29 protein-coding genes are annotated in these 26,939 nt (G+C 72.3%); 16 read left to right on the top strand and 13 right to left on the bottom strand.

Annotation, left to right across the window (positions count from 1 at the left end; genetic code table 11):
- The first annotated feature begins 35 nt into the window (after positions 1 to 35).
- Together QWJ90_RS11255 and QWJ90_RS11260 are read left to right on the top strand one after the other, a co-directional pair.
- Complete coding sequence (locus tag QWJ90_RS11255; RefSeq protein ID WP_290107930.1) at positions 36 to 773, top strand: PspA/IM30 family protein; 738 nt, start codon at positions 36 to 38, stop codon at positions 771 to 773.
- Between the two features lie 124 nt (positions 774 to 897).
- Entirely contained in the window at positions 898 to 1,719 is an 822-nt protein-coding gene (locus tag QWJ90_RS11260; protein WP_290107931.1) for an arginase family protein, read from the top strand.
- Between the two features lie 3 nt (positions 1,720 to 1,722).
- Here the strand turns inward: QWJ90_RS11260 and QWJ90_RS11265 are convergent, their stop codons facing one another.
- A complete protein-coding gene (locus tag QWJ90_RS11265; RefSeq protein WP_290107933.1) occupies positions 1,723 to 2,613 on the bottom strand; it encodes an NAD(P)-dependent oxidoreductase in 891 nt (296 codons plus the stop codon).
- A 96-nt stretch (positions 2,614 to 2,709) separates the two neighbouring features.
- Between QWJ90_RS11265 and QWJ90_RS11270 the strand changes: the two genes are divergently transcribed.
- From QWJ90_RS11270 to QWJ90_RS11290, 5 genes are all read left to right on the top strand, one after another.
- Positions 2,710 to 3,768 carry a D-2-hydroxyacid dehydrogenase gene (locus QWJ90_RS11270; RefSeq protein ID WP_290107934.1) on the top strand — a complete coding sequence of 353 codons (1,059 nt, stop codon included), beginning with the start codon at positions 2,710 to 2,712 and terminating at the stop codon, positions 3,766 to 3,768.
- Positions 3,769 to 3,795: 27 nt separating this feature from the next.
- Positions 3,796 to 4,572 (top strand): IclR family transcriptional regulator, encoded by a 777-nt coding sequence (locus QWJ90_RS11275; RefSeq protein WP_290107935.1) that lies wholly within the window; start codon positions 3,796 to 3,798, stop codon positions 4,570 to 4,572.
- 90 nt (positions 4,573 to 4,662) lie between these two features.
- On the top strand, positions 4,663 to 6,066 hold the full coding sequence (locus QWJ90_RS11280) for an MFS transporter (RefSeq protein ID WP_290107936.1): 1,404 nt from the start codon (positions 4,663 to 4,665) through the stop codon (positions 6,064 to 6,066).
- On the top strand, positions 6,063 to 6,788 hold the full coding sequence (locus tag QWJ90_RS11285) for a fumarylacetoacetate hydrolase family protein (protein ID WP_290107937.1): 726 nt from the start codon (positions 6,063 to 6,065) through the stop codon (positions 6,786 to 6,788). Before QWJ90_RS11280 ends, QWJ90_RS11285 begins: the two co-directional genes overlap by 4 nt.
- A 50-nt stretch (positions 6,789 to 6,838) precedes the next feature.
- A complete protein-coding gene (locus QWJ90_RS11290) occupies positions 6,839 to 7,297 on the top strand; it encodes a Fe-S oxidoreductase (RefSeq protein WP_290107938.1) in 459 nt (152 codons plus the stop codon).
- Here QWJ90_RS11290 and QWJ90_RS11295 read toward each other — a convergent pair.
- Both QWJ90_RS11295 and QWJ90_RS11300 read right to left on the bottom strand, forming a co-directional pair.
- Positions 7,287 to 7,757, bottom strand: coding sequence for an SIP domain-containing protein (locus QWJ90_RS11295; RefSeq protein ID WP_290107939.1), 471 nt, complete (start codon positions 7,755 to 7,757; stop codon positions 7,287 to 7,289). The two genes, QWJ90_RS11290 and QWJ90_RS11295, sit on opposite strands and share 11 nt — an antisense overlap.
- A 45-nt stretch (positions 7,758 to 7,802) precedes the next feature.
- The gene (locus QWJ90_RS11300; protein WP_290107940.1) at positions 7,803 to 8,273 is read right to left on the bottom strand and encodes a carboxymuconolactone decarboxylase family protein; all 471 of its coding nucleotides are present in this window, start codon (positions 8,271 to 8,273) and stop codon (positions 7,803 to 7,805) included.
- Between the two features lie 196 nt (positions 8,274 to 8,469).
- On the opposite strand from QWJ90_RS11300, the gene QWJ90_RS11305 reads away from it, so the two are divergent.
- Genes QWJ90_RS11305 through QWJ90_RS11330 form a run of 6 tightly spaced genes read left to right on the top strand, consistent with a single transcriptional unit; the run spans position 8,470 to position 14,357 of the window.
- Entirely contained in the window at positions 8,470 to 9,414 is a 945-nt protein-coding gene (locus QWJ90_RS11305) for an alpha/beta fold hydrolase (RefSeq protein WP_290107941.1), read from the top strand.
- On the top strand, positions 9,411 to 10,919 hold the full coding sequence (locus QWJ90_RS11310) for an ABC transporter substrate-binding protein (protein ID WP_290107942.1): 1,509 nt from the start codon (positions 9,411 to 9,413) through the stop codon (positions 10,917 to 10,919). The genes QWJ90_RS11305 and QWJ90_RS11310 overlap by 4 nt, the downstream gene beginning before the upstream one ends.
- 12 nt (positions 10,920 to 10,931) lie before the next feature.
- Positions 10,932 to 11,882: an ABC transporter permease gene (locus QWJ90_RS11315; protein WP_290107943.1), complete on the top strand. Its 951-nt coding sequence runs from the start codon at positions 10,932 to 10,934 to the stop codon at positions 11,880 to 11,882.
- Positions 11,879 to 12,757, top strand: a complete 879-nt coding sequence (locus QWJ90_RS11320) for an ABC transporter permease (RefSeq protein ID WP_290107944.1) — start codon at positions 11,879 to 11,881, stop codon at positions 12,755 to 12,757. The genes QWJ90_RS11315 and QWJ90_RS11320 overlap by 4 nt, the downstream gene beginning before the upstream one ends.
- Positions 12,754 to 13,566 (top strand): ABC transporter ATP-binding protein, encoded by an 813-nt coding sequence (locus QWJ90_RS11325; RefSeq protein ID WP_290107945.1) that lies wholly within the window; start codon positions 12,754 to 12,756, stop codon positions 13,564 to 13,566. The genes QWJ90_RS11320 and QWJ90_RS11325 overlap by 4 nt, the downstream gene beginning before the upstream one ends.
- Positions 13,563 to 14,357 (top strand): ATP-binding cassette domain-containing protein, encoded by a 795-nt coding sequence (locus tag QWJ90_RS11330; RefSeq protein WP_290107946.1) that lies wholly within the window; start codon positions 13,563 to 13,565, stop codon positions 14,355 to 14,357. Before QWJ90_RS11325 ends, QWJ90_RS11330 begins: the two co-directional genes overlap by 4 nt.
- 7 nt (positions 14,358 to 14,364) lie before the next feature.
- Here the strand turns inward: QWJ90_RS11330 and QWJ90_RS11335 are convergent, their stop codons facing one another.
- The 4 genes from QWJ90_RS11335 to QWJ90_RS11350 form a co-directional block, all read right to left on the bottom strand.
- A complete protein-coding gene (locus tag QWJ90_RS11335) occupies positions 14,365 to 14,991 on the bottom strand; it encodes a GNAT family N-acetyltransferase (RefSeq protein ID WP_290107947.1) in 627 nt (208 codons plus the stop codon).
- A 9-nt stretch (positions 14,992 to 15,000) separates the two neighbouring features.
- Positions 15,001 to 15,696 carry a uracil-DNA glycosylase gene (locus tag QWJ90_RS11340; protein ID WP_290107948.1) on the bottom strand — a complete coding sequence of 232 codons (696 nt, stop codon included), beginning with the start codon at positions 15,694 to 15,696 and terminating at the stop codon, positions 15,001 to 15,003.
- Between the two features lie 8 nt (positions 15,697 to 15,704).
- Positions 15,705 to 16,214 carry a phosphoribosyltransferase gene (locus QWJ90_RS11345; RefSeq protein ID WP_290107949.1) on the bottom strand — a complete coding sequence of 170 codons (510 nt, stop codon included), beginning with the start codon at positions 16,212 to 16,214 and terminating at the stop codon, positions 15,705 to 15,707.
- A 186-nt stretch (positions 16,215 to 16,400) separates the two neighbouring features.
- Positions 16,401 to 17,183, bottom strand: a complete 783-nt coding sequence (locus QWJ90_RS11350; protein WP_290107950.1) for an SDR family oxidoreductase — start codon at positions 17,181 to 17,183, stop codon at positions 16,401 to 16,403.
- 144 nt (positions 17,184 to 17,327) lie between these two features.
- Here QWJ90_RS11350 and QWJ90_RS11355 point away from each other — a divergent pair, with 144 nt between their 5' ends.
- Positions 17,328 to 18,644 carry a bifunctional o-acetylhomoserine/o-acetylserine sulfhydrylase gene (locus QWJ90_RS11355; protein ID WP_290107951.1) on the top strand — a complete coding sequence of 439 codons (1,317 nt, stop codon included), beginning with the start codon at positions 17,328 to 17,330 and terminating at the stop codon, positions 18,642 to 18,644.
- 283 nt (positions 18,645 to 18,927) lie between these two features.
- Positions 18,928 to 20,133 carry a homoserine O-acetyltransferase MetX gene (gene metX / locus QWJ90_RS11360; protein WP_290107952.1) on the top strand — a complete coding sequence of 402 codons (1,206 nt, stop codon included), beginning with the start codon at positions 18,928 to 18,930 and terminating at the stop codon, positions 20,131 to 20,133.
- Positions 20,134 to 20,196: 63 nt separating this feature from the next.
- Here metX and QWJ90_RS11365 read toward each other — a convergent pair whose 3' ends face one another.
- From QWJ90_RS11365 to QWJ90_RS11390, 6 genes are all read right to left on the bottom strand, one after another.
- Complete coding sequence (locus tag QWJ90_RS11365; RefSeq protein ID WP_290107953.1) at positions 20,197 to 20,619, bottom strand: organic hydroperoxide resistance protein; 423 nt, start codon at positions 20,617 to 20,619, stop codon at positions 20,197 to 20,199.
- 77 nt (positions 20,620 to 20,696) lie between these two features.
- Positions 20,697 to 21,767: a PLP-dependent cysteine synthase family protein gene (locus QWJ90_RS11370; RefSeq protein ID WP_290107954.1), complete on the bottom strand. Its 1,071-nt coding sequence runs from the start codon at positions 21,765 to 21,767 to the stop codon at positions 20,697 to 20,699.
- 81 nt (positions 21,768 to 21,848) lie between these two features.
- The gene (locus tag QWJ90_RS11375) at positions 21,849 to 23,132 is read right to left on the bottom strand and encodes an MFS transporter (protein ID WP_290107955.1); all 1,284 of its coding nucleotides are present in this window, start codon (positions 23,130 to 23,132) and stop codon (positions 21,849 to 21,851) included.
- A gap of 9 nt (positions 23,133 to 23,141) precedes the next feature.
- Positions 23,142 to 23,468, bottom strand: coding sequence for a thiamine-binding protein (locus QWJ90_RS11380; RefSeq protein WP_290107956.1), 327 nt, complete (start codon positions 23,466 to 23,468; stop codon positions 23,142 to 23,144).
- Between the two features lie 23 nt (positions 23,469 to 23,491).
- Positions 23,492 to 24,706, bottom strand: a complete 1,215-nt coding sequence (locus QWJ90_RS11385) for a glycosyltransferase 87 family protein (RefSeq protein ID WP_290107957.1) — start codon at positions 24,704 to 24,706, stop codon at positions 23,492 to 23,494.
- Positions 24,707 to 24,743: 37 nt separating this feature from the next.
- Positions 24,744 to 25,646 (bottom strand): ADP-dependent NAD(P)H-hydrate dehydratase, encoded by a 903-nt coding sequence (locus tag QWJ90_RS11390; protein WP_290107958.1) that lies wholly within the window; start codon positions 25,644 to 25,646, stop codon positions 24,744 to 24,746.
- 64 nt (positions 25,647 to 25,710) lie between these two features.
- On the opposite strand from QWJ90_RS11390, the gene QWJ90_RS11395 reads away from it, so the two are divergent.
- Entirely contained in the window at positions 25,711 to 26,802 is a 1,092-nt protein-coding gene (locus tag QWJ90_RS11395; protein ID WP_290107959.1) for an NADH:flavin oxidoreductase/NADH oxidase, read from the top strand.
- Positions 26,803 to 26,939 lie beyond the last annotated feature (137 nt).

A 26,939-nucleotide genomic window follows, 5' to 3' on the forward strand; every position in this document is an offset into this window, starting at 1 on the left:
GCGACGAACCAGACCACAACCGAAAGGGAACACCGATGACCAAGCAGTCGATCTTCGGACGCATCTCGACCCTCATCAGGGCCAACGTCAACTCGCTCATCGACCAGGCCGAGGACCCGCAGAAGATGCTGGACCAGCTGGTCCGCGACTACACGAACAACATCGCCGACGCCGAGGCGGCCATCGCCGAGACGATCGGCAACCTGCGCCTGCTGGAGCGCGACACCGCCGAGGACCGCCAGACCGCGGCCGAGTGGGGCAACAAGGCTCTCGCGGCGAGCCGCAAGGCCGACGAGCTGCGCGCGACGGGCAACACCGCCGACGCGGACAAGTTCGACAGCCTCGCCAAGGTCGCCCTGCAGCGCCAGGTGTCGACGGAGAACGAGATCAAGGCCGTCGAGCCGGCCCTCCAGCAGCAGACCGAGGTCGTGAACAAGCTCAAGGACGGGCTGAACGGCATGAAGGTCAAGCTCGAGCAGCTCAAGGGCAAGCGCGCCGAGCTGCTCGCGCGCGCCAAGACCGCCGAGGCGCAGAACAAGGTGCACGACGCGGTCAAGTCGATCGACGTGCTCGACCCCACCAGCGAGCTGGGTCGCTTCGAGGACAAGGTGCGCCGCCAGGAGGCTCTCGCCGCCGGCAAGGCCGAGATCGCCGCGTCGAGCCTCGACGCGCAGTTCGAGTCGCTCGAGGACGTCGGCGAGCTCACCGAGGTCGAGGCGCGCCTCGCCGCGCTGAAGTCGGGCGGCCAGCCGCAGGGCCAGCTCGGCGCCTGACCCCTCAGCCGTCGATGCCGTCCGCCCTCGGGCGGGCGGCATCGCCGTGTCCGAGCCGGCTCGGCTCTCGACTGGGCGCGGCAGCGGGCTCGCGCGGGGCGTCGGGCGCGGGCAGGATGGAGGGATGGCACGCTTCCTCGTCGTCCCGCAGTGGCAGGGATCGCCCTCCTCCCGCGCGATGGCGCACATCGACGGCGCCGAGGCGATCGCCGGCGACCTCCCCCGCTCCGCCTGCACCGAGGTGCCCGTGCCTCTGGAAGCCGGCGACGCGCAGGGCACTGGCGTGCTGCGCGCGAGCGCGCTGCAGCGCGTGCGCGAGGCCGTCGCGGCGGCTCTCGAGGAGAACGCGGGCGCCGACACCACCGTCGTGGTGGGCGGCGACTGCGGCGTCGCGGTCCCCGCGATCGGCCAGGTCGCCGGCGACGACCTCGCCGTGGTGTGGTTCGACGCGCACGCCGACCTCCACGATCCGTCCACGTCTCCCTCGGGCGCCTACTCGGGCATGGCGCTGCGCAGCGTGCTCGGCGACGGCGAGCCGATCCTCGCCCTGCCGCGCGGCGGTGTCGCTCCTGAGCGCGTGGTGCTCGTCGGCGCGCGCCTCCTCGAGGACGAGGAGGCGGCGTTCATCGCGGCGAGCGGCATCCACCATCTCCCCTGCGCGGACTTCTCTCCCGCCGCGCTCGTCGAGGCGGTCGCCGCGACGGGCGCGAAGCGGATCTACGTGCACGTCGATCTCGACGTGCTCGACCCCGCGCACATGTCGGGCGTGACGGCGCCCGCTCCCTTCGGGCTCGAGCCCGCCGAGGTCGTCGCGGGCATCGCGGCGCTGCGCGCGGAGCTCCCCCTCGCGGGCGCCTCGATCGCGGGGTTCGCGCCGCCGTCGCCCGCCGCGGCGGTGGACGACATGGGGGCCATCCTGCGGGTGGTCGGCGCGCTCGCGCGCTGACCCTCAGCGGTCTTCGACGAGCTTCCGCGCGACGGTCAGATCGTCGTCGCCCATCCCGCGCTGGACGAGCTCATCGAACGCCGCCCGCAGCGCCGGCAGCAGCACCGGGCGCGTCTGGGTCGCCGCCGCGACGTCGTCCGCGAACCGCAGGTCCTTCACCATGTACTTCGCGACGCCGGATGGCCGGTAGTCGCGTTCCACGAGCTTGTCCCGACGGCTGTGCAGCAGGTTCGACCCTGCGTACCCGCCGCCGAGGAGCTCCCAGAGCTCGGCCGGATCGATGCCGCTGCGCTCGGCGAGCACGGTGGCCTCGGCGAGCGCGAGCATCGTCGCCGACACGACGAGCTGATTGCAGGACTTCGCGACCTCGCCGGCGCCCAGCGGCCCGAGCCGCACCGGCGTGCCGCACGGCGCGAGCGCGCGGGCGGCGACGGCGGTGTCCGCCTCGTCGCCGCCCATCATGATGGACAGAGTCCCGGCGACGGCGCCGTCCTCCCCTCCCGACACGGGGCAGTCGACGACGCGCAGCAGCCCGCCCGTCTGCGCGTCGAGGTCTGCGGCGAGCGCGCGCACGCCGGTCGCCGACGACGTCGATCCGATGAGCAGGAGGAGCGGATGGTCGAGGCCGGCGACGAGTCCCTCCTCGCCGGCGAGGACCGCCTCGAGCTCGGGGAGGTCCGGCAGCATCGCCAGGACGACATCCGATCGAGCGGCGAGGGCGCGGGGCGTCTCGCACCACGTGGCCCCGCGCGCCTCGAGCGCGTCGTAGCGGCGCGTGCGCCCGGTGATGGCGAGAGCCCCGTGCGCACCCAGCAGGTTCTCGGCCATCGGCAGTCCCATCGCGCCGAGGCCGATGACGCCGATGCGGATGGCGGAAGGAGGAGCAGCGGTCATGCCGGGAGCCTAGTGCGCATGGACAGGATGTGGAACAGCGTTCGAGGAGTTGTCCGCCGCGTATGCTGGACCCGCATCGCATCGAGGAGGATCGTCATGACCGAACAGACCGCGCGCCCGCGCGTCGTCATCGCCACCGACCTGTCCGAGGAGCTCTGTCGCGAGATCGAGCGTCAGGAGCCGCGGGTGGAGGTCATCCGAGATCACGCCCTCCCCCGCCCGATGCGCTGGCCGGCGGACTGGGGCGGGGACCCCGCCCACGCTCGCTCAGACGACGAGCAGGCGGCCTTCGACGCGCTCGTCGACTCCGCGGACATCCTCTTCTCCATCCCCGACACCGATGCCGGCGCCCTCGCGCGCACCGTGCGCGCGAATCCGCGCCTGCGCTGGGTGCAGGTGATGGCAGCCGGCGGCGGTGCGCAGGTGAAGGCGGCCGACCTCACGCGCGAGGAGCTCGACCGCGTCACGTTCACGACGAGCGCCGGCGTGCACGGCTCCACGCTCGCGGAGTTCGCCGTCTTCGGGGTGCTCGCCGGCGCCAAGGAGCTGCCGCGCCTGCAGCAGGCGCAGCGCGGCCACACCTGGGACGACCGCTGGACGATGCGCCACCTCGACGAGATGACGGTGCTCGTGATCGGCCTCGGTGGCATCGGGAAGGCCGTCGCCACCCGCTTCGCCGCCTTCGGCGCGACCGTCTGGGGCACCAGCCGCTCCGGCCGACCGGTCGAGGGCGTCGATCGCCTGATCTCCCTCGACGAGCTCGCCGAGGCGGTCGCGCACGTCGACGCCATCGTCGTGACCCTCCCCGGCACGGAGCAGACCGAGCACCTCGTGAGCGAAGAGCTCCTGCGCACGGTGAAGCCGGGAGTGATCGTCACCAACGTCGGCCGCGGCACCGTGATCGACGAGAAGGCGCTCCTGTCCGCGCTCGACGACGGGCGCGTCGCGTTCGCCGCCCTCGACGTGTTCGAGGTGGAGCCGCTTCCGGATGGGAGCCCGCTCTGGGACCACCCGCGCGTGCTCGTGAGCCCGCACACGGCCGCGCTGTCCACGCAGGAGGACGCGCGGATCGTGCGGCTGTTCGTCGACAACCTCCGCCGATTCCTCGACGGCGAGCCGCTGCGCAACGTCGTCGACACCGTCGAGTTCTACTGAGCGGCTGCGACCGCGAGAAGGAGCACCATGCCCGACACCCCCGATCGCGACCCGGCCCCCGCCGTCACCCGGGCGCTGCGGGTTCTCACTGCACTGGCCGACTCAGGCGGCGCCCCGATGACCCTCAGCGAGCTGGCGAGAACGGTCGGCATCGCGAAGTCCTCCGCGGCCAACCTCTGCGCCGCGCTGGAGGAGGGCGCGATGATCGAGCGCGAGGCACGGGGGTACCGGCTGGGCCGGCGCACGGCCGAGCTGGGCGGCGCGTTCGCCCTGCAGTTCAATCAGGTGCGCGAGTTCTTCGCGGTGTGCGCTGCCTCCGAGGTGCTCCGCGGCGAGGTCGTGCAGATCGCCATGCTCGACGGCGCGGAGGCCCTCTATCTCGCGCGCCATGAGGGCCGCACGCCGCACCGACTCGGCACGCCGCTCGGATCGCGACTCCCCGCCGCGCAGAGCGCGACCGGACGCGCGCTGCTCATGGGCCTCGACGACTGCCAGATCGCCGAGCTGCTCCCGCCGGAGGCCTTCACCCCCGTCACCGCGCACAGCGTCACCGCGCTGGCAGACCTGACGGCCGTGCTCGAGGCCGCCCGCGACCGCGGATACGCCGTGGACGAGAACAGCTCCTTCGTCGGTCTCACCGGGGTCGCGGTGCCGCTCGCACCCTGGAACCCGAGCGATCCTCCGCTGGCGATGGGCGCTGCCCTGCCATCGGCCACCGCCTCCCCCGACCGGGTGCGCGAGGTCGGCGACGCCCTGCGTCGCGCGGCGGCGCTGCTGACGAACCCGCTCGCCGCGCGAGCCTGAGCGCAGCGTCCAACCTGTTGCACACCGTTCCGAGCGTGGTACGGTGGCTCCGGCTCGCGATCCGGCGAGCGCATCATCGAAGGAGATGACGTGAGCACAGTCACGAACCCGACGAGCGTCCACGACGACCCGGAGTACGCGGCGAACCTGCGGCGCGCGACGCTGGCCTCCAGCGTCGGCAGCGCGCTGGAGTACTTCGACTTCGCCCTCTACGGCCTGATGACGGCGCTCGTCTTCAACCGTCTCTTCTTCAACCCGGACGATCCCGCCATCGGCCTCATCGGCGCGTTCGCGGTCTACGGCGTGGGCTTCGTCGCGCGGCCGTTCGGCGGCTTCTTCTTCGGCACCATCGGCGACCGTCTCGGGCGCAAGTGGGTGCTCGTCGTGACGATCCTGCTGATGGGCGGCGCCTCCACTGCGATCGGACTGCTCCCCACGTACGACGTCGTGGGCGCATGGGCGGCGGTTCTGCTCGTCGTCATGCGCCTGCTGCAGGGCTTCGGCGCCGGCGCCGAGCAGGCAGGCGCGACGGTCCTCATGGCCGAGTACGCGCCCGTCCGGCAGCGCGGCTTCTTCTCCGCGCTGCCGTTCATCGGCATCCAGGCCGGCACGCTCCTCGCGGCGGTCGTCTTCTCCGCGCTCTCGCTGATGCCCGAGGACGCCTTCCTCGCCTGGGGATGGCGACTGCCGTTCCTCTCCTCGTTCCTCCTCATCCTCATCGCCCTCTTCATCCGCCTGCGTCTGCGCGAGACGCCGACCTTCATCGAGCTGGAGAAGCACGAGCAGGTCGCGACGCATCCGTTCCGCGAGATCTTCACGAGCGGCATGCCCGGCGTCATCGCGGGCATCGGGCTCCGGATGGCCGAGAACGGCGGGTCGTACATCTTCCAGAACGTGTCGCTCGCCTTCGTCGCCGGCACCTTCATCGCGAACCCCGTGGACAGGGGCATCGCCACGTGGGGTGTGACCATCGGCTCGCTCATCGGCATCTTCTCCGTGCCGCTGACCGGCGCGATTTCCGACCGGGTGGGCCGACGGCCCGTCTACCGCTTCGGCGCCGTGTTCATGCTCCTGTTCGCCTTCCCCGCCTGGTGGATGCTCTCCCTGGGGAACCCCGCCCTCACCGTGGCCGTGATCGCCATCGGCATCGGCGTCGCCGTCAACTCCATGCTCGGCCCGCAGTGCGCGCTGCTGCCGGAGATGTTCGGCAACCGCCACCGCTACCTGGGTGTCGCGATGGCGCGCGAGCTCTCCGCGGTGCTCGCGGGCGGCCTCGCCGGCGTCCTCGGCACCTGGCTGCTCACCCTCACGGACGGCAACTGGGTCGTCATGGGTCTCTACCTCGCGACGCTGGCCGCGATCACGACCGCTTCGACCTTCCTCATCCCCGAGACCCGCAGCCGCGACCTCCTTCGCACCGAGGACGCACTGCGGCTGTCGACGAACGAGAAGGACACGGGGCTCGTGTCGGTCGTCGTGGCAGACGGCCGATGAGGCTCGCGCGCATCGCCACCGCGGCCGGACCCCGGTTCGCGACGCCCGTCGAAGGCGGATGGCAGCCGGTCGCCGACCCCTTCGCGGCGTTCGCGGACGGCTCGGCGCCCTCGGCGATCGGCGACCCGGTCGCGGATGCTCAGCTCCTCGCACCGACCGAGCCCGCCGTCGTCGTCGGCATCGGGCAGCCGGCGGCGCCGGGCGGCGGCATCAGCGGGTGGCTGAAGAGCCCCCGGACGATCGTCGCGAGCGGCGTCGACGTCATCGCTCGACGCGACGCCGGTCGCGTCGTCGTGGAAGGCGAGGTCGCCCTCGTGATCGGCCGCGGCACGGCGGGACTCACCGCCCGGAATGCCGCCGAGTACGTGCTCGGCGTGACGGCGGTGAACGACGTCTCCAGCCCCGACCGCGAGGACCCGAAGAACTTCGAGGTGAAGGGCGGGCGCGGCTACACGCCCCTCGGTCCGTGGATCGAGACCGAGTTCGATCTCGCCCGCGTGGACCTGTCGGTCCGCATCGACGGCGTGGAGCGCGTGCGCACCGGCTCCCACGAGCTGGCGGCATCCGCGGCGGAGTGCCTCGCCTACGTGACGCACTGGGTCGAGCTCGGGCCGGGCGACGTCGTCATGACGGGCGCGCCGCGGTCGGCCTTCGCGATCGAGCCCGAGGCGCTCGTCGAGATCGACGTCGCGGGCGTCCCGCTCCGCACCCGCTTCCGCTGACCGTCCGCCGCATGCCGCCATCCGCCCGCGATCTGCGGAAGGATGGCGGCATGCGCATCTCCTTCCCCGCCGCCCCCGCTCCTCGGCACTGGCGCGAGATCGCCGACCTGCGCGTCGAGCGCGGGCGCCAGCTCGACGCGCGGATCCCGGCATGGCTGCTCGATTCGCCCGTGAGCGCGGTCGGCTACGGCTGGGGCACGACGATCGGATGGCTGTGGGGCGCCCTCTGGAGCCGCGGTCGGGTGGAGCGCCGCGAGGGTCTCCTCGTCTTCCGCGGCCTGCCATCGTGGGCATTCCCGCGCGGCGGGGTCTGCGTCGGCGGCTGCTTCCTTACCGGCGACCGGGCGGTGTCGACCCGGCTGCTGCAGCACGAGGCCGAGCACAAGCAGCAGTGGCGGCGCTACGGATTCCTCATGCCGCTGCTCTACCTGCTGGCGGGGCGCGATCCGCTGCGGAACCGGTTCGAGATCGAGGCGGGCCTCGAGGCGGGCGGCTACGTCAGCGGATGAGGCTGGCGAACGCGTCGGGCACGTGGATGGCCTCGGCCGGGGTCCCGAGGACGCCGGTCAGGTGCTCGACGATGTCGGCGGTCCCGAGGAAGCCGCCCAGCAGCTCGACGCGGGTGGCATCGCCGCCGACGCACATCATCTCGTCGGCCCACGCGGTGACCGCGCGGCAGAGCGCCTGACCGGGAGCACACGCGCGACCCGTGCCGGGGGCGCCGCTGCGACGAGAGCGGTCGAGCCAGGTGACGATCATGCGCGCGGGCGCGGTCACCGCGCCGATCCAGGAGGCGTCGGGCACCTCGATGAAGATGCGGCCGGTCGAGCAGATCGGCAGCGTCGCGATGAGCGTCTCGAGATCGACGAGCGAGTGCTCGTCGGCCGTGATGAGGTGCTGCACCCGCGTGTGACGCGAGGCGCGGCAGACGCGGTCGCCGTGCTGCGGGGTGATCTCGGTGCTCTCCATGACGCACCCAGTCTACACCCGGCAAAGGGTTGCCTTACCTCAGCATCAGGCAGCGGGCTTCCGCGGCGGCACCGGGTAGCGGCCCGCGATGGTGATGCGGTTGAAGGCGTTGATCGACACGCTCAGCCAGCTGACGCCGACGTACTCCTTCTCCGTGAGCACGCCGCCGACCCGCTCGTACAGCTCGTCGGAGATGCCCTCTCGGTGGATGAAGGTGTGCGCCTCGGCGAGCTCGAGAGCCGCGCGCTCGCGGTCGGTGAACACCCCCGAATCGCGCCAGGCGGAGATCTGCGTGATCTCGTCGGCGGTGAGCCCTGCGGCGAGCGCGCGGTCGGTGTGGATGCGCAGGCAGTAGGCGCAGTGGTTGAGCTCGGAGCAGTGCAGCATGACGAGCTCCTTGAGCCGGTCGTCGATGCCGTAGTCCGCTGCGATGCGGCCCACCGTCTGCGAGAACGTCTCCAGCGCCCGGTACGCCTCGATCGCCGACTTGGACAGGTGCACGCGCTGCTCGCTCATGCCTCGACCCTAGCGGCGCCGGTGGCGGGAGGGGTGGAATCCAGACTGCACAGCGCAACGGGCACTGATTAGGCACATCGCTCGCTTCTAGCCGCCTGTTTCTTGGCAGTCTGATCTCGGATTTCCCGCGAGGCGCCCGACGTCGCCACAATGGAGGGGTCGGCGCGGCCGCCCGACGTCCCCTTCGAGGAGCCACGTGAGCATCGCCCCCGCGCAAGACACCTCCCCCGCGGACGACTTCGACGAGTTCGCGTTCCTGCCCGAGCAGGCGACGGCGCAGCAGCGCCCCGTGCCCGCCGCTCGGCGCGTGCATCTCCCCCTGCCCGACGGCCGCGCGCTCGGCGCGCTCGCGTACGGCGAGGGCCGGCCCCGCGTGGTCCTCCTGCACGGCGCCGGCCTCAACGCGCACACGTGGGACACCACCGTGATCGCCCTCGGGCTCCCCGTCCTCGCGGTCGACCTCGCGGGCCACGGCGACTCCTCCTGGCGCGACGACGCCGACTACCGCCCCCGGGTGCTCGCCGACGACGTCGTGCGTGCGATCGAGACCTGGGCAGGCGCCCCCGTCGTGCTCGTCGGCCACTCGCTCGGCGGACTCACCGCCGCTGTCGTCGCCGCCCGCCGGCCCGACCTCGTCGCGCAGCTCATCGTGGTCGACATCACGCCCGGGATCGATGCCAGCGGCGGCCCGGCGATCCTCCGCCGCTTCTACGAGCAGACGGTCTTCGCCGACCGCGACGAGCTGCTCGCCCGCGCGCTGGCCTTCGGTCTCGGCGGATCGCGCGAGCAGGCCCGGCGCGGCGTCTTCCTCAACTCCCGTGTGCGCGCGGATGGCCGTGTCGAGTGGCGCCACCATTACGCGCGCCTCATCTCGGAGGACGCGCCATTCCCCGCCGGCTCACCCGAGGACGGCTGGTCGGACCTCGCCGACGTCGCGGCGCCCATCACCCTCGTCCGCGCGACGTCGGGCTTCGTCTCCGAGCGCGACGCAGCGGACCTCGCCGAGCGGACGGGCGCGGCCGTCGTCGAGTTCGACGCTCCCCACAACGTGCAGGAGGTCGCCTTCACCGACCTCGCATCCCTCATCGCGCGCCTGGCCGGCTCGGCCGGCGCCGCCTCGGAAGGAAAGCCGACAGCATGAACCGCCTCTCCCTGCGCGTGACGGCCGTGTCCGCGCTCGCGATCCCGACCCTCATCCTCGCCGGGTGCGGCGGACAGGGCGGCGACGGTGCGCCGGCGAGCGAGCCGAACCCCGACGCGAGCCTGCGCGTCGGCCTCGTCCTCGAGCCGACCAACCTCGACATCCGCCACACCTCGGGAGCCGCGCTCGAGCAGATCCTCGTCGACAACGTCTACGAGGGCCTCGTCACCCGCACGGCGGAGAACGAGATCGTGCCGGCGCTCGCAACGGAGTGGGAGGTGTCGGACGACGGCCTCATCTACACGTTCGCCCTCGCTGAGGGCGTGACGTTCCACAGCGGCGCCGAGCTCACGGCGCAGGACGCGGTCGCCTCCCTCGAGGAGGTCGTCTCCGACGAGAGCGTCGTCGGACACGGCGACCTGGCGGGTGTCGCGTCGGTGTCGGCGCCCGACGACACCACGGTCGTGGTGGAGCTGTCGGAGCCGAACCAGAACCTGCTGTTCACCCTCACCGGCCCCGCCGGGCTCGTCCTCGACGAGGGCGACGAGACCGACCTGCAGTCGGCGGCCAACGGCACCGGCCCCTTCACCCTCGAGGAGTGGAACCAGGGCGAGAGCATCGTCCTCGCCCGCAACGACGACTACTGGGGCGAGGCCGCCGGCGTCGCCGAGGTCGTCGCAAGCTACATCCCCGACTTCACCGCCGGTGTGAACGCGGCCCTCGACGGCTCGCTCGACGTGCTCACGGCCGTCGACCCGCAGCTGGCGCCGCAGCTCGACGGCGCGAACGGCTTCTCGCTCACGAAGGGCAAGACCACCGACAAGTACGTCCTGGCGTTCAACAACGCCGAGGCGCCGTTCGACGACCCACGCGTACGCGAAGCGCTCCGCCGCGCCATCGACCACGAAGCGCTCGTGGAGGCCATCGGGTCGGCCGCGCTGCAGTACGGGCCGATCCCCGAGCTCGACCCCGGCTACGAGGACCTGTCCGACGTCGCTCCCTACGACCTCGCCCGCGCACGGGAGCTGCTGACCGAGGCCGGCCAGGAGGACCTCCAGCTCGAGCTGACCATCCCGTCGTTCTACGGGACGACCATCCCGACCTTCCTCGTCTCGGCGTTCAACGACATCGGCGTCGAGCTCACGGTCGATCCGGTCGAGTTCTCCACATGGCTGCAGGACGTCTACACCAACGGCGACTACCAGCTGAGCGTCGTCAACCACGTCGAGCCGCGGGACTTCGGCGCGTGGGCCGACCCGGACTACTACTTCCACTACGACAACGCCGAGGTGCAGGACCTCTACGCGCAGGCCGTCTCGACGGTGGACGCCGACGAGTCCGCGGAGCTGCTCGCGCAGGCCGCGCGCCTCGTCTCCGAGGACGACGCGGCCGACTGGCTGTACACCGCCGAGACCCTGGTCGCCGTGGGCCCGGGGGTCTCCGGGTTCCCCGTCGACTCCATCAACTCCCGCCTCGACCTCGCGTCCGTGACGCTGGCCGGCTGACCGCCCCCGCCGGTGCTCCGCTACGTCCTCACGCGGCTCACGCTGCTGGCGCTCGGCCTCATCGTGGCCAGCGCGCTCGTCTTCGCGACGCTGCGCGTGCTGCCCGGCGACGTCGCGCAGCTCGTCGCGGGCACGGAGGGGAGCCCGGCGCAGGTGGCGGCCATCCGCGAGAGCCTGGGTCTCGACCGGCCCGCCCTCGCGCAGTACCTCGAGTGGATCGGCGGCGTGCTCCGCGGCGACCTCGGCACCTCGCTCCTCAGCGGCCGGTCGGTCGCGAGCGAGCTCGCCGCCAAGGCGCAGGTGACGGTGCCGCTCGGCGTCCTCTCCCTCCTCATCGCGCTCGCGATCGCCGTCCCGCTCGGCGTGCTCTCGGCCATCCGCCGCGGTCGTGCCGACGGCACCGCGATCGGCGTCGTCGCCCAGCTGCTCGCGGCGGTGCCGGTGGTCTGGGCCGGCATGATGCTCGTCGTCGTCTTCGCGATCGCGCTGCGGTGGTTCCCCGCGCAGGGGTTCCCCCGCGGCGGATGGGCCGACCCCGGCGCCGCGCTGCAGTCGCTGGCGCTCCCCGCGCTCACGATCGGCGTCGTCGAGGGAGCGCTCCTCCTGCGCTTCGTGCGCAGCGCCACGCTGCTGGCGACCGGCGAGGACCACGTCCGCACCGCCGCGGCGAAGGGGCTCACCCGCACGCAGGCGCTCCTCCGCCACGGACTGCCTTCTGTGGGGCTGTCGATCATCACCGTGCTCGGGCTGCAGATCGCCGGCATCGTCGTGGGCGCCGTCGTCATCGAGCAGGTCTTCAACCTGCCGGGCATCGGACGCATGCTCGTCGACGACGTCGGCAACCGCGACCTGGTGAAGGTGCAGGGCGACCTGCTCGTGCTGACGGGCTTCGTGCTCGTCATCGGCTTCGTCGTGGACATCGTGCACCGCCTCATCGACCCCCGACAGCGGGAGAGCGCATGACCCCGGCCGCCGTCCTCGCCCGCATCTGGCGCTCCGCCACGGGCCGCTTCGGCATGCTCGCGGTCGCCGCGATCGTCGCGGTCGCGGTCGTGTCGCTGTTCTGGACGCCGTTCGACCCGAAGACGGTGGACATCGCCGCCCGCTGGGCGGCTCCCGGATGGCCGCACCTTCTCGGCGGGGACAGCACCGGCCGCGACATCCTCAGTCTCCTGATGATCGGCGCCCGGACGACCGTGCTCGTCGCTGTCGGCTCGGGCATCGTCGCCACCGTCATCGGCGTGCTCCTCGCCGCGCTCGGGGCGCTCACCGCGCGCCCGGTCCGCGAGGTCGTCGCCGTGCTCGTGGACATCCTCATCGCGTTCCCCGTGCTGCTCATCGCCATGATGCTCTCGGCGGTGTGGGGCGGGTCGCTCTGGATCGTCGTGTGGTCGGTCGGCATCGGATTCGGCGTCAACATCGCCCGCGTGGCCCGCGTCGAGCTGCGCCGCGTGCAGCGCAGCGACTTCGTGCTCGCCGCGCGCGCCTCGGGGCTGACCACCGTGCAGACCCTCACCCGGCACCTCCTGCCGAATGTCCTGCCGGTGTTCATCGTGCAGCTGTCGTGGTCGATGGCGGCGGCCGTGCTCGCGGAGGCGGGCCTGTCGTTCCTCGGCTTCGGCGCTCCCGTGACCCAGCCGAGCTGGGGTCTCCTCCTCGGCGAGACGCAGGCCTACATCTCCCTGCATCCGCTCTCGGTGCTGTGGCCGGGGCTCGCGATCACCGTCACCGTGCTCGCGCTGAACCTCCTCGGCGACGCGCTGCGCGAGGCGTCGGACCCGACGCTCCGCCGGGACGAGGCGGAGCCGCACGCACCGCAGCCGGCGGTGGTCGCATGACGCTCGAGGTCTCCGGGCTCACGATCGAGATCGCCGGCCGTCGCGTCGTCGACGACGTGTCGTTCACGGTGCCCGAGGGCGCCCGTGTCGGGATCATCGGCGAGTCCGGCTCGGGGAAATCGCTCACGGCCCTGGCCATCCTCGGTCTTCTCCCCGCCGGCGCCGTCGCAACGGGGAGCATCCGCTGGCAGGGGGCGGAGATCCTCGGGGTGCCGGACCGGGAGCTCGCCCGCCTGCGCGGCGACGAGATCGGCATGGTCTTCCAGGAGCCGCAGACCGCCCTCAATCCGATCCGCACCGTGGGCCGGCAGATCTCGGAGGCCGTGCGCATCCATCGCGACGTCTCCCGGCGGGATGCCGCGGAGATCGCCGTGGCCGAGGCCCGGCGCGTGGCGCTGCCGGACCCGGAGTCGATCGTCGCCCGCTACCCGCACCAGCTCTCCGGCGGGCAGCGGCAGCGCGTGGCGCTCGCCATGGCGCTGGCGTGCCGTCCGCACCTGCTCATCGCCGACGAGCCGACGACCGCGCTGGATGTGACCATCCAGGCCGAGATCCTGCGGCTCCTCCTCTCCCTCGTCGAGGACGCCGGCATGTCGCTGGTGTTCATCACGCACGACCTCGCCGTGCTGTCGCAGGTCGCCACGCACGGCGTGGTCCTCGAGCACGGCCGCGTCGTCGAGGAGGCCCCGGTGGCCCGCCTCCTGTCGCACCCGTCGCACCCCGTGACGCAGGGTCTCCTGCGTGATGCGACCGCGACGCTGTGGCGCCCGGGCGCGGATCCCGGCGGGAAGATGGAGGGGGGCGCATGAGCGACATCGCGATGCAGGCGCGCGCAGTCGAGCGCCGCTACCGGCACTCGCGCCGCACGCTGTTCGAGCGGCCGCGCGAGACCGTCGCCCTGCACCCCACCGACCTCGAGATCCGCCGCGGCGACGCGGTGGGGATCATCGGCGAGTCGGGCTCCGGGAAGTCCACGCTCGTCCGCCTGCTGCTGGGCCTCGACGTCCCCACGGCGGGCGCCGTCGAGTACGCCGGCCGCGCGATCGGCGCCCGAGCGCGCGCGCGGTCGCTGCACTGGCTGCGCGCCGCGACCGGCATCGTCTTCCAGGACCCGTACGCCTCGCTCGATCCGCGGATGACCGTGGGCCGCATCGTGGGCGAGCCGCTGTGGGCGCTGGGGGTCGCGGGTGACCGTCGCGCTCGCGTGCGCGAGGTGCTCGCCGACGTGGGGCTCGAGCCCGACATGGCGAACCGCTATCCGCAGGAGTTCTCCGGCGGCCAGCGTCAGCGCATCGCCCTCGCCCGCGCGATCGTCCACGGCCCGGAGACCCTCGTCGGGGATGAGCCGCTGTCGGCGCTCGACGTCACCGTGCGCGCGCAGATCCTCGCGCTGCTGGCCGAGCTCCGCGCGCGCGAGCGGATGACCCTCGTGCTCGTCTCGCACGACATCGGCGTCGTGCAGAGCCTGTGCGACGTGGTCGTCGTCATGAAGGACGGCCGCATCGTCGAGCAGGGCCCCACGCAGCAGGTGCTGCACGCGCCCCGCGAGGAGTACACGCGGAAGCTGCTCGCCGCGGTCCCCACCATCGAGGGCGTCTGACGCGTGCTCAGTCTCCGCCGCGGAGCAGACGCGCGAGGCGGCCGGGGCGACGCGGCGGCGTGAGCGACTTCTGCAGGTACACCGTCCCGAGCCAGCGTCCGAATTTGAAGCCGACCCGGCCCATCCGCCCGACCTCCTCGAACCCGAAGCGCCGATGCAGGGCGAGCGATCCCTCGGCTCCGGAGTCGCTGATGACCGCGACGATCTCGCGCAGCCCCTTCTCCTCGCACGCCGCGATCAGGGCGGCCAGCAGCGCGGTCCCGAGGCCTTTGCCGGTCGCGGCCTGGCCGAGGTAGATCGAGTTCTCGACGGTGTAGCGGAACGACGACTTTCCCGACCACGGCGAGACGAGCGCGTAGCCGAGCACCTGGCCCGTCGGCGCCACCGCCACGAGGAATGGCAGATCAAGCTTCTGCAGGTGGAGGAACTTGTCCTTCCACTGTCGATGCGTCCACTTCCGCTCGTCGAACGTGACCACGGAGTTCGTCACGTAGTGGTTGTAGATCTCGCGGATGTCCTCGATGTCGCCCTGCTGCGCGGGCCGGATCTCATACGAGAACGGCCGTTCCGGCTCGGGCCGACGCTGCAGGTGTCGCGGCAGCCGCCGACGCCGCTGATATTCCTCCGCGCGCATGCGTCCAGCCTACGCGGGCACCGTCCAGTCGACGGGCTCCGCCCCTTGCTCGGCGAGGAGCGCGTTGGCCCGAGAGAACGGCCGCGACCCGAAGAATCCGCGGCTCGCCGACAGCGGCGAGGGGTGAGGCGACTGCACGGACGGCACGTCGCCGAGGAGCGACGTGAGATTCGCCGCATCGCGACCCCACAGGATGGCCACGAGCGGCCGGTCGCGCGCCGCGAGCGCGCGGATGGCTGTCTCGGTCACCTTCTCCCAGCCCCAGCCGCGGTGCGAGGCCGGCTCTCCCGGCCGCACCGTGAGCACGCGGTTGAGGAGCATGACGCCCTGATCGCTCCACGCCGACAGGTCGCCGTGCGGCGCTGGCGGGATGCCGAGGTCGCCCTCCAGCTCGCGGTAGATGTTCTGCAGGCTGCGCGGAACCGGCCGCACGTGGCGCTCGACCGCGAACGACAGGCCGATCGGATGGCCCGGGGTGGGATAGGGATCCTGTCCGACGATGAGCACGCGGACGTCGGCGAGCGGCCGTTGGAACGCGCGCAGCACGTGGTCGCCCGCCGGCAGGTACGAGCGTCCCGCCGCCGTCTCCGCGCGCAGTCGGTCGCCGAGCGCGGCGATGTCGCCCGCGACCGGCGCCAGCGCCTCGGCCCAGCCGCGGTCGATGAGCCCCGCCTCGGCGAGCTCGGGAAGGGAGCGCCCCGGCATCTGGCCGATCACGCGCTCGGCGCCAGGCCGAGGTCCTCCTGGCGCACCGTACCGCGGGCCGACCACGGGAAGTCGATCCAGAGGTCGGTGTCCTTCCAGGCGTAGTCGGGCTGGATGACCGTGGTCGGCTTGGTGAAGATGGTCACCGACCGCACGTCGGCGCCCTTGTCCGAGAGCAGCCGCACGGCGAGCGCCAGCGTGCGCCCGGAGTCGGCCACGTCGTCGACGAGCAGCACGCGGCGCCCGGCGAGGTAGTCCATGTCGAGCGCGGGCGGGAGCACCTCGGGCGCATCCCGCACCGTGCCGATGCCGGTGTAGAACTCGACGTTGATCGCGCCGCAGTTCTTCGCGCCGAGTCCGTAGGCGATCGCCCCGGCCGGCAGCAGTCCGCCTCGGGCGATCGCGACGACGACCTCCGGCTCGAACCCGCTGTCGAGGATGGCGCGGGCGAGATCGCGCGTGGCTGCGCCGAACCCGTCCCAGGTGAGGATCTCGCGCTCGTCGGATGCGTCGGTCACGGTGTGCGCCCTTTCACGGTGTGCTGGTGTGCGGAGTGGTGCGCCGGGCACCATGTCTCACTCGCGGCGGGAATCACCGGCGGATGGCCGCACCGAGTGAGACACGGAATGATCACCCAGGCTCCCATGTCTCACTCGCGGCGGGAATCACCGGTGGATGGCCGCACCGAGTGAGACACGGGATGGTCATCCAGGCTCCCGTACGCTCAGCGGCCCGCGGTGCAGGAGGTGCTGCGCGGACTGGGCGACCGGGCGCATCGTGACGAGGTCGAGGTTGACGTGCCCGGGCGCGGTGAGCGCGTAGGCGATGACGTCGGCGACGTCTTCGGCGGTCAGCGGGTCCTGCACGTCGGCGTACACCGCTGCGGCGGCCTCCGCGTCGCCGAGGCGGGTGAGCGCGAACTCCTCCGTCTGCACGAGGCCGGGGGCGATCTCGGTGACGCGGAGCGGCTCGCCGTTCAGCTCGAGGCGCAGCGCGCCGACGATCATCGACTCCCCCGCCTTCGCGGCGTTGTACCCCGACCCGCCGGGGTAGGCGGCCTGCGCCGCGGTGGAGGTCACGAACAGCAGGTCGCCGTAGCCGCCCTCGTCATCGACCGTGGCGCGCAGCTGCGGCAGCAGCGCCTGGACGACCCGCTGCGTCGCGAGCACGTTGACCTCGAACATCCAGGTCCAGTCGTCGGGGTCGCCGTCCTCGACCCGGTCGGCGCCGCGAGCGCCCCCGGCGACATGCGCCAGCGCGTGGAGGGGCCCGGTCGCGGCGAGGTGAGCGGCGAGCGCGTCGACGTCGGCCTGCTGCGTGAGGTCGGCGGCGAAGGCCTCGGCGCCGGTCTCGGCCGCCAGCGCTGCCAGGCGCTCGGCGCGGCGCGCGACGCCGACGACCTCCCAGCCGCGCGCCCGCAGTGCGCGCACCGTCGCCGCACCGATCCCCGAACTCGCTCCCGTCACGACCGCGCGTCTTCTCGCCATTCCCCCAGTATGCCGCCGGGGGCGCATGTGACGCCCTGTGTCCGCGCGCGTTGAGGGCGCGGACGGGGTTCCGTACTGTCGCAGTCGTGTCCGACGACGGACACCCACGAGCGATACCCGATCGACTTCGAGCAGGAGAGAGCCATGAGCGAGAACTGGCGTTTCGAGACCACGCAGATCCATGCCGGCGCGCAGCCCGACCCGGTGACCGGCGCCCGCGCGACGCCGATCTACAACACCACGTCGTATGTCTTCAAGGACGCCGACCACGCGAAGAACCTCTTCGCGCTGGCCGAGTTCGGCAACATCTACACCCGACTGCAGAACCCCACGCAGGACGTCGTCGAGCAGCGCATCGCCGCGCTGGAAGGGGGCACCGGAGCCCTCCTCGTCGCGTCGGGTCAGGCAGCCGAGACCTTCGCCGTGCTGAACATCGCCCAGGCCGGCGACCACATCGTGTCGTCCAGCTCCATCTACGGCGGCACGTACAACCTGTTCAAGTACACGCTGGGCCGCCTCGGCATCGACGTGACCTTCGTCGAGAACCAGGACGACGCCGAGCAATGGCGCCGCGCCATCCGCCCCAACACCAAGCTGCTCTTCGCCGAGACGATCGGCAACCCCGCGATCAACGTGCTCGACATCCGGACGGTCGCCGACATCGCGCACGAGGCCGGCGTGCCGCTCATCGTCGACAACACGATCGCGACTCCCTACCTCATCCGCCCGTTCGAGCACGGCGCCGACATCGTCGTGCACTCGGCGACGAAGTTCCTCGGCGGGCACGGCACGGTGCTCGGCGGCGCGATCGTCGACGGCGGCACGTTCAAGTGGTCGGAGAACGTCGAGAAGTTCCCCGGCCTCACCGAGCCCGACCCCTCGTACCACGGTGCGAGCTTCACCGCGGCGGTGGGCGACGAGCTGGCCTTCATCATCAAGGCGCGCGTGCAGCTGCTGCGCGACCTCGGCGCGGCCATCGCCCCGCAGAGCGCGTGGCAGCTCATCCAGGGCATCGAGACGCTGTCGCTGCGCATCGAGCGCCACGTGCAGAACGCGCAGGAGATCGCGGAGTGGCTCGAGAACCACCCCGACGTCGCGACGGTGAACTACGCCGGACTCCCGACGTCGCCGTGGTACGGCCTCGCCAACCGCTACGCGCCCAAGGGCGTCGGCGCGGTGCTGTCGTTCGAGCTGAAGGGCGGCGTGGACGCCGGGCGCTCGTTCGTGAACTCGCTGGGCCTGTTCAGCCACCTCGCGAACATCGGCGACGTGCGCTCCCTGGTCATCCACCCCGCCTCGACCACGCACTCGCAGCTCACGCCCGAGCAGCAGCTCACGAGCGGTGTGACGCCGGGCCTCGTCCGCCTGTCGGTCGGCCTCGAGAACGTCGAGGACCTCAAGGCCGACCTCGACCAGGCGCTTGTCGCCGCCCGTGAGACCGCCGAGGCCGCCCGCGCCTGACGCTCGCACGACGGATGCCCCGGGTCTCGGCCCGGGGCATCCGTCGTTGTCGGGGCCCTCTCCCGCACGACCTCACTTCCGCCGTGGGGCCGCCGTCACCGCACGCGGCTTCGCGATGCCGATGAGGTCGCCCGGATGGGCCGCGCTGCTGTCCGAGGTCTCGCGCTCGGGGGAGGTCTCGCGGGTCGGTCGCTCCGAGCCCGCGCCCTTGCCGAGAAGCGCCCCACCAGCGGCGCGCGTAACAGTGGCGGGGAGCGGCCGGCGGGCACGGGAGAATGGACGGATGGACTGGCAGATCTCCGAGGACACGGTGCCGTCGGCCCCCGTCACGGAAGCCGACGCACGCTCCATGGCCGGTCGGCCGCCCGCGACGGGCGCCTGGCGTGACGGCGACCCCGTCGGCGACCGCTCCTTCGCGGCGTTCGGCGCCATGCGCACCGAGGGCGGCGCGCTGCTGCCGGGCTTCCGACTCGCCTACGAGTGCTGGGGCGAGCTGAACGCGGCGCGCGACAACGCCGTGCTCATCCTCCACGCGCTCACCGGAGACAGCCACGTCCGCGGTCCGGCCGGCCCCGGACATCCGACCGCCGGATGGTGGGACGCGCTCGTCGGACCCGGTCTCGCCATCGATACGGATCGCTGGTTCGTCATCGCGCCGAACGTGCTGGGCGGATGCCAGGGGTCGACGGGGCCCGCGAGCATCCATCCGGACGGCGAAGCGTGGGGGTCGCGATTCCCGTATCTGACCATCCGCGATCAGGTGGCCGCGCAGGTGCGACTGGCCGACGCGCTCGGCATCGACCGCTGGGCCGCGGTCGTCGGCGGCTCCATGGGCGGCATGCACGCGCTCGAGTGGGCGGTCGGCACGCCGGAGCGGGTGGAGCGCCTGGCGATCCTGTCGTCGCCGCCGATCAACACCGCCGACCAGATCGCGCTGAACTCCGTGCAGCTCGAGGCCATCGAGATCGATCCGCGCTTCGCGGGCGGCGAGTACTACGACGCCGCTCCCGGCGAGGGCCCGCATCGCGGTCTCGCGCTGGCCCGCCGGATGGCCCTGCTCAACTACCGCAGTCCCACCGAGCTCAATCAGCGGTTCCAGCGGTCGTGGCAGTCGGGCGTGAGTCCGCTGGGCCACGGCGGGCGCTTCGCCGTGGAGTCGTACCTCGACTTCCACGGCAACAAGTTCACGCGGCGCTTCGACGCGAACACGTACATCCGCCTGGTGGAGGCGATGGACTCGCACGACGTCGGCCGTGACCGCGGTGGCGTGGAGGAGGCCCTCGCCGGCGTGACGGCGAGGACCCTCGTGCTCGGGAGCGACAGCGACCGGCTCTTCCCCGTCGACGGCCAGCACCGCATCGCGCGCAGCGTGCCGAACACCCTGGATGGCGCGGAGTCGGTCGTCCTGCACAGCGACTTCGGCCATGACGGCTTCCTCATCGAGACGGCGGCCGTCGCCCATCACCTGGGCCGACTCTTCGCGGCCTGATCCGGCCATCCGCGCACGACGGCGCCCCACCGATACCGGATGGGGCGCCGTCGTGCGCGGGCGTCAGTCGTCGCCGACGGAGACCTTCACGTCGATGTTGCCGCGGGTCGCGTTCGAGTACGGGCACACCTGGTGTGCGGCGTCGGCGAGCGACTGGGCCGTCTCGGCGTCGAGGTCGGGGATGACGACCTCGAGCTCGACGGCGAGCTCGAAGCCGCCCTCGCCGTTCGAGCCGATGCCGACGCGCGCGCCGACCGACGAGCCGTCGATGGCGACCTTCTTGCTGCGGGCGACGGCCTGCAGCGCGGAGTGGAAGCACGCGGCGTAGCCGGCGGCGAAGAGCTGCTCGGGATTGGCGCCCTCGCCGGACCCGCCGAGCGCCTTGGGGCTCGCGAGGTCGAAGGAGAGGGGGCTCTCGGCGACGGAGACCTGTCCGTCGCGGCCGGCGCCGATGGCGAGTGCTTCTGTGGTGTAGATGGCTTCCATATCCCGAGGCTATGCGCGCGCGAGAGGCGGGTGCGCGATGCGCCGCGCTTCACAGCCAGGACATAGACGTCGCGCCGTCAGGACCACGCCCCGGTCTCGAGGAACCGATCCATCCGCTCGCGGTGCTGGCCGATGTCGTGCCCCTGCGCGGCGACCCATGCGTCGTCGTGATAGGTGTGCGCGTAGCGCGCGCCGCCGTCGCAGATGAGCGTGACGACGCTCCCCTGCTGGCCAGCCGCGACCATCCGTGCGATGAGCTGGAAGGCGCCGACGAGGTTGGTTCCCGTCGAGCCGCCGGCCCAGTGCAGCGTCCGCTCGCGCAGCAGGCGGATGGCCGCGAACGACGCCGCGTCGGGGATCGGCAGCACCTCGTCGATCACGCCCGGCACGAACGACGGCTCCACCCGCGGTCGGCCGATCCCCTCGATGCGACTGGGGATGCCCGTGGCCACGTCGGAGCGGCCGGTGCGCCAGGCCTCGTAGAACGCGGAGTTCTCCGGGTCGACGACCGCGACGCGGGTGGGATGGCGCCGGTACCGCACGTAGCGCCCGAACGTCGCGCTCGTGCCGCCGGTGCCGGCGCCCACGACGATCCAGCTCGGCACGGGGAACCGCTCGGCGCTGAGCTGATCAAACACGCTTTCGGCGATGTTGTTGTTGCCGCGCCAGTCCGTCGCGCGCTCGGCGTACGTGAACTGGTCGAGGTAGTGCCCGCCGGACTCCGCTGCGAGGCGCTCGGCCTCCGCGTACATCTCCCCCGGCACATCGACGTAGTGGCACCGACCCCCGTAGAACTCGATGAGCTCGATCTTCTCGGGGCTGGTCGCTCGCGGCACCACCGTCACGAAGTCGAGGCCGAGCATGCGCGCGAAGTACGCCTCCGACACGGCGGTCGAGCCGCTCGAGGCCTCGACGAGCGTGGTGCCCTCGACGATCCGCCCGTTCACGAGCCCGTACAGGATCAACGACCGCGCGAGCCGATGCTTCAGCGACCCGGTCGGATGCACCGACTCGTCCTTCAGATACAGGTCGACGCCCCACTCCAGCGGCAGCGGGAACACGTGCAGGTGCGTGTCGGCGCTGCGATTCGCGTCGGCCTCGAGCAGGCGGATGGCGTCGCGCACCCAGGTGCATCGGTCGACCGTCATGCTTCGACTGTATTCCAGCGGTGCCGCGGCCCCCGCGGTATGGGCCGGGGCGCCGGATGGTGCTGGCTCGGGTGCGCCGCGTCAGTGCGTCGGGATGGGCGAGGTGCCGGTGTCCTCAGGTGAGAACTCGCGGGCGGCGAGGTCGCGGCAGTTCCGCGCGTCCGACCGACGCTCTGCCCCGAAGGCGAACAGCGCGATGCCCACGCCGACCAGCGACAGGGCGACGCCGACCCAGACCGGCGCGACGTAGCCCCAGCCGACGGCGATGACCATCCCGCCGAGGGCAGCCCCGAGGCTGTTGCCGATGTTCAGCGCGGAGTGGTTGAGGGCCGCGCCGATAGCCTGGTGGTCGCGCGCGACGTCGAGGAGGCGCAGCTGCACCGTCGGCGTCGCAGTGGATGAGATCGTCGCGAAGACGAACAGGCCGATGATGAGCGGCACCGTCGTGTGCGCGAGCAGGGCGAGGATGGCCGAGCTCGCGGCGATCGCGGCGAGTCCCCACACGAGGGTGCGGCGGACGCTTTTGTCGGCCAGCACGCCGCCGAGCAGGTTGCCGATCGTCATGCCGAGTCCGATGGCGACGAGCGCGATCGGCACGACCCACTCGTCCGCCCCGGCGACCTCGGTCACCAGCGTCGCGACGTAGCTGTACACGGCGAAGAACGCACCGAACCCGATCGCGCCGATGGCCACCGTGAGCCACACCTGCGGGATGCGGAAGATCCCGAGCTCGTGGCGCACGGTGCGGCCGGCGTCACCGGGCTGGGCCGGGACGAAGAAGGCGATCATGAGCAGCGCGAGCAGGAACACCGCGGCCACGATGACGTAGGCCGCGCGCCAGCCGAGGTTCTGACCGAGGAGCGTGCCGCCGGGCACGCCCACCACGTTCGCGATCATGAGACCGCTCATGACGATGGAGATCGCCCGGCCGCGCTTCTCTGCGCCGAACAGGTCGGCGGCGGCGACCGCGGCCATCCCGAAGTAGGCGCCGTGCGGAAGGCCGGAGAGGAAGCGCGCGAGCCCCACGAGCTCGAAGGTCGGCATGACCACCGTGAGCGCGTTGAACAGCAGCAGCGCGAGCGCGAGCGCGATGAGCACGCGGTGCCGTGGGTAGCGCGAGACGAAGGCGGCGATCGTCGGGGCTCCGACGACGACGCCCAGCGCGTAGAGGCTGATGAGGACGCCGGCCTGCGCGACCGCCTCCTCCGGGCTCGTCGCGTACACGGTCGGCAGGAGGTCGCCGGCGATCTGCGGCAGCAGGCCCATCGAGACGAACTCGGTCATGCCGATGCCGAAGGCGCCGATGGCGAGAGAGAGGAGCGCCCACATCGCCGCACCCCTCGACGTAGCGGTCGAGGTGTTCACCGCAGAATTCTACAGGGCCGCGTCGCCCTCGGCTTCGGCGATCGCCTTCTCGAGCCGTTCGATCTTGCCGTCGATCTCGTCCGAGTAGCCGGGGCGGATGTCGGCCTTCAGCACGAGCGACACCCGCGACCCGAACGGCATGACGGCCTCGGTCGCGCGGCGGACGACGTCCATGACCTCGTCCCAGGTCTCGCCCTCGATCTCCGTGAACATCGAGGTGGTGCGGTGGGCGAGACCCGACTCCCGCACGACGGTGACGGCCGCGGCGACCGCGTCGTGCACGGATCCGTCGGCGTCGCCGTTGCCGGAGGGTGCTACAGAGAAGGCCACGAGCATGAGGTTCCCCTTTCGAAGGATGGTCAGGTCGGGATGATCGCACGGGGTGCGCGGGCGCGCACGGGCACCCGCGCCACGCGCGCGACCGCCCAGGCGAGGAGCGCGACGAGCAGCACGTTCCGCAGGGACAGCGCCGTCACCGCGACCGGCTCCGCGGTCATCACGCCCAGGTACAGCAGCGGGTAGACGAGCTGGGTGAGGGCGGCGCAGGTCAGGGCGAGCAGGGCGGGGCCGCGCGCGCGACGTCGGTCGACGACGACCCACAGCACGAGCGGCGCGATGAGCCAATCGTGGAACTGCGGCGAGCCGACCTTGTTGCACACCATGAGGGCCACGACGAGCGCGAGACCGAGGGGCGGCACGAGCGCGCGGAAGGCGGCGCCGCGGCCCGCCTGCATGAGGCCGAGGGCCGCGATCCCGGCGACGACGACGGCGAGAACCGGCGTCATCGCAGCGATCACGACATCCACGTTCGGCCCGGTGACCTGGAACGTGAGGATGTCCTGGTCGTAGAACACCCACCATCCCGGCAGGTCGAACGCGGCACCCCAGAGGTAGTAGGTGCTGACGGGGGCCTCGAGCTGCAGCCCGCGGCCGGTCTGCATGGTCACGAAGCCGAGGAGGTGCCGCGCTCCCCCGCCCGCGACGACGAGCAGCACGACGAGCGCGGTCATGACGAGCGCCCCGACGACGACCGCCAGGCGGCGCCGCATCGCGAGCACGGCGGCCGCCACGAGCGCGGCCGGCCAGATCTTGATCCAGGCACCCGCGGTGAGGAGCGCTCCGGCGAGCGCGGGCCGCCGCGCGAGGAGCAGCACCGCGACGATCGCCAGCGGCACCGTGATCGCGTCGATCCGGTACATCCCCACCGGGCCGAGGAGCGCGGCGAACGCCAGCCAGAACCAGGCCGCAGCCCGACGCGAGCGGGAGCGCCCGCGACCGACGAGCATCCAGAACGCGACGGCGTCGCACAGCGCGACGAGCAGCGCCCACGCGAGGTCGTATCCGCCGACCCAGGTCAGCGCGTGCGCGATGACCATGGGGACGAGCGCCAGCTGCGGATACACCCACGACTCGGTCACGCCGACGATGCCGCCCCCGGCGAGCGCCCGGGTCGACCACGGCTCGTAGACGAGGTGGACGTCGCCCATCGGCTGGTTCGGCATCCACCATCCGGCCGCGGCGACCCAGACGTGCACGATCGCGAACGCGATCCACAGCAGCATCCGCCTCGGCACGCGCCCATCCTACGGAAGGCGCGCTCGGGCCATCCGCTCAGGAACCGGTCGCGGCGGCGAACGCCCTCGGCAGCGCCTCGGCCACGTCGAGGGCGGTGATGGGATGGCCGGAGCCGGCGGCGAGGCGGCCCGCGGTCCCGTGAAGCCACGCGGCGGTCGCCGCGACCGGCCCGAGCTCCTCGACGTCGACCTCGCGCCCGTCGACGCGCGCCGCCGCCGCGACGCTCGCGAGGATGGCTCCCGCGGCTCCCGCGAGCACGTCGCCGGTGCCCGCCGCCGCCAGCCACGGCGTGCCGGAGCGGACGGCCGTCCACCAGCCGCCGGGCGTCGCGACGATCGTCGTCGCGCCCTTCAGCAGCACGACGCCGCCGAGCGCGACGGCGGTCTCGCGCACCACGAGCACGCGCTCGCGGAAGTCGCCGCTCAGGCGCGGCGCGAGCGGCTCCTCGTCGACGTCGTCGATGCCGAAGCCGAGCGGGATGCGCACCTCGCGCAGCTCCCCCTCATGCGGTGTCACGATGAGCGGCACCGAGGCCTCGGCGGCGAGGTCCAGCGCGCCGGCGTCGACGACCGCGGGCGTTGACCCGTCGCGGAGCGTCTTGCGCATGCGCATGGAGTCGTCCTGGCTGCGGGTGCGCGCGTCGATGCCGGAGCCCAGCACCCATGCGTCCGCGCGACCTGCGCCGAGCACGGTCTCGGGGCGTCGCTGCAGCACCAGTCCCGCGATCGCGTCCGGGCCATCCCACCGAACCATGCCGACGCCGGTGCGCCACGCGCCCTCGGTCGAGAGCACCGACGCCCCCGGATATTCGAGTGATCCCGTCCGCAGCGCCACGACCCCGCGGGAATACTTGTGATCGGCGGCTGTTGGCACCCGGAGGACGCCCGCGGCGTCTTCGGCGGTCCATTCAGCGGAGTGCCATGCGTGTCCTCCCGGCATGCCGCCACCCTACTCGCGCAACGCATCGACGCCCATGAAACGGCGCACCGGAGACGGAGAACTCTTGAGCCAGCTGTTCAGCCCCCTGACCATCCGCGAGACGACGTTCCGCAACCGCCTGTGGGTGTCGCCCATGTGCATGTACAGCGCGGAGGACGGGGTCGTGAACGACTGGCACCACGTGCACCTCGCGCAGTTCGCCTCGGGCGGCGCCGGGCTCGTGATGAGTGAGGCGGCCGCCGTGTCGCCCGAGGGGCGCATCACGCCGGAGGACGCCGGCATCTGGAACGACGAGCAGCGCGACGCGTGGGCGGGCGTCATCGCCTCGGTGCACGCGCGCGGCGCACTCGTCGGGGTGCAGCTCGCTCATGCTGGACGCAAGGCGTCGACGTGGCGCCCGTTCGCCAACCAGGACGGCAGCGTGCCGTTCGACCAGGGCGGATGGCAGACGGTCGCGCCCTCGCCGATCGCCTTCGAGGGCTACGCCACGCCGCAGGAGCTCGATGAGGACGGCATCGCGAAGGTGGTCGCGGACTTCCGCGCCGCCGCACGCCGCGCGGTGGACGCGGGCTTCGACGTGATCGAGGTGCACGCCGCGCACGGGTATCTGCTGCACGAGTTCCTCTCCCCGCTCTCGAATGAGCGGTCGGACGGCTGGGGCGGGTCGCTCGAGAACCGCGCGCGCCTCGTGCTGGACGTCGTCCGCGCGGTGCGCACCGAGGTCGGCGAGGCGCTGCCGGTGTTCGTGCGCTTCTCCGGCACGGACTCCGCGCCGGGGGGCCTCGAGGTCGACGACGTCGCGACGGTCGCGCAGTGGGCGCTCGAGGCCGGCGCCGACCTCTTCGACGTGTCGTCGAGCGGTCTCGTCCGGCACCAGCGCATCGAGGTGGGCCCGGGGTACCAGGTGCCGCTCGCCGCGCGCGTGCGCGAGGTGACGGGCGCGCCGACGGCCGCCGTCGGGATCATCAATACGGGCGAGGAAGCGGAGGCCGTGCTGGCCGAGGGCAACGCGGACGCCGTCTTCGCGGGCCGCGAGTTCCTCCGCGACCCGCACTTCGCCCTGCGCGCCGCGTCCGAGCTGGGCGAGGCGCCGGAGGGGCTGTGGCCGCCGCAGTACCTGCGCGCGCACCGGGAGTGGTCGAAGCTCCGTCGCTGACTCGCGGGCCGGGGCCGGCAGGCGGGCGATGCGTCGCGCCCTGCCGGCCCCCGCCATCCGCTCGGCCTCCGGACACTCATGTCTCACTCCCGGCGGGCAAGACCAGCGGATAACCACAGCAACTGAGACACGGCCAT

The sequence above is a fragment of the Microbacterium oryzae genome (genome assembly GCF_030406385.1).
GTDB lineage: Bacteria > Actinomycetota > Actinomycetes > Actinomycetales > Microbacteriaceae > Microbacterium > Microbacterium oryzae_A.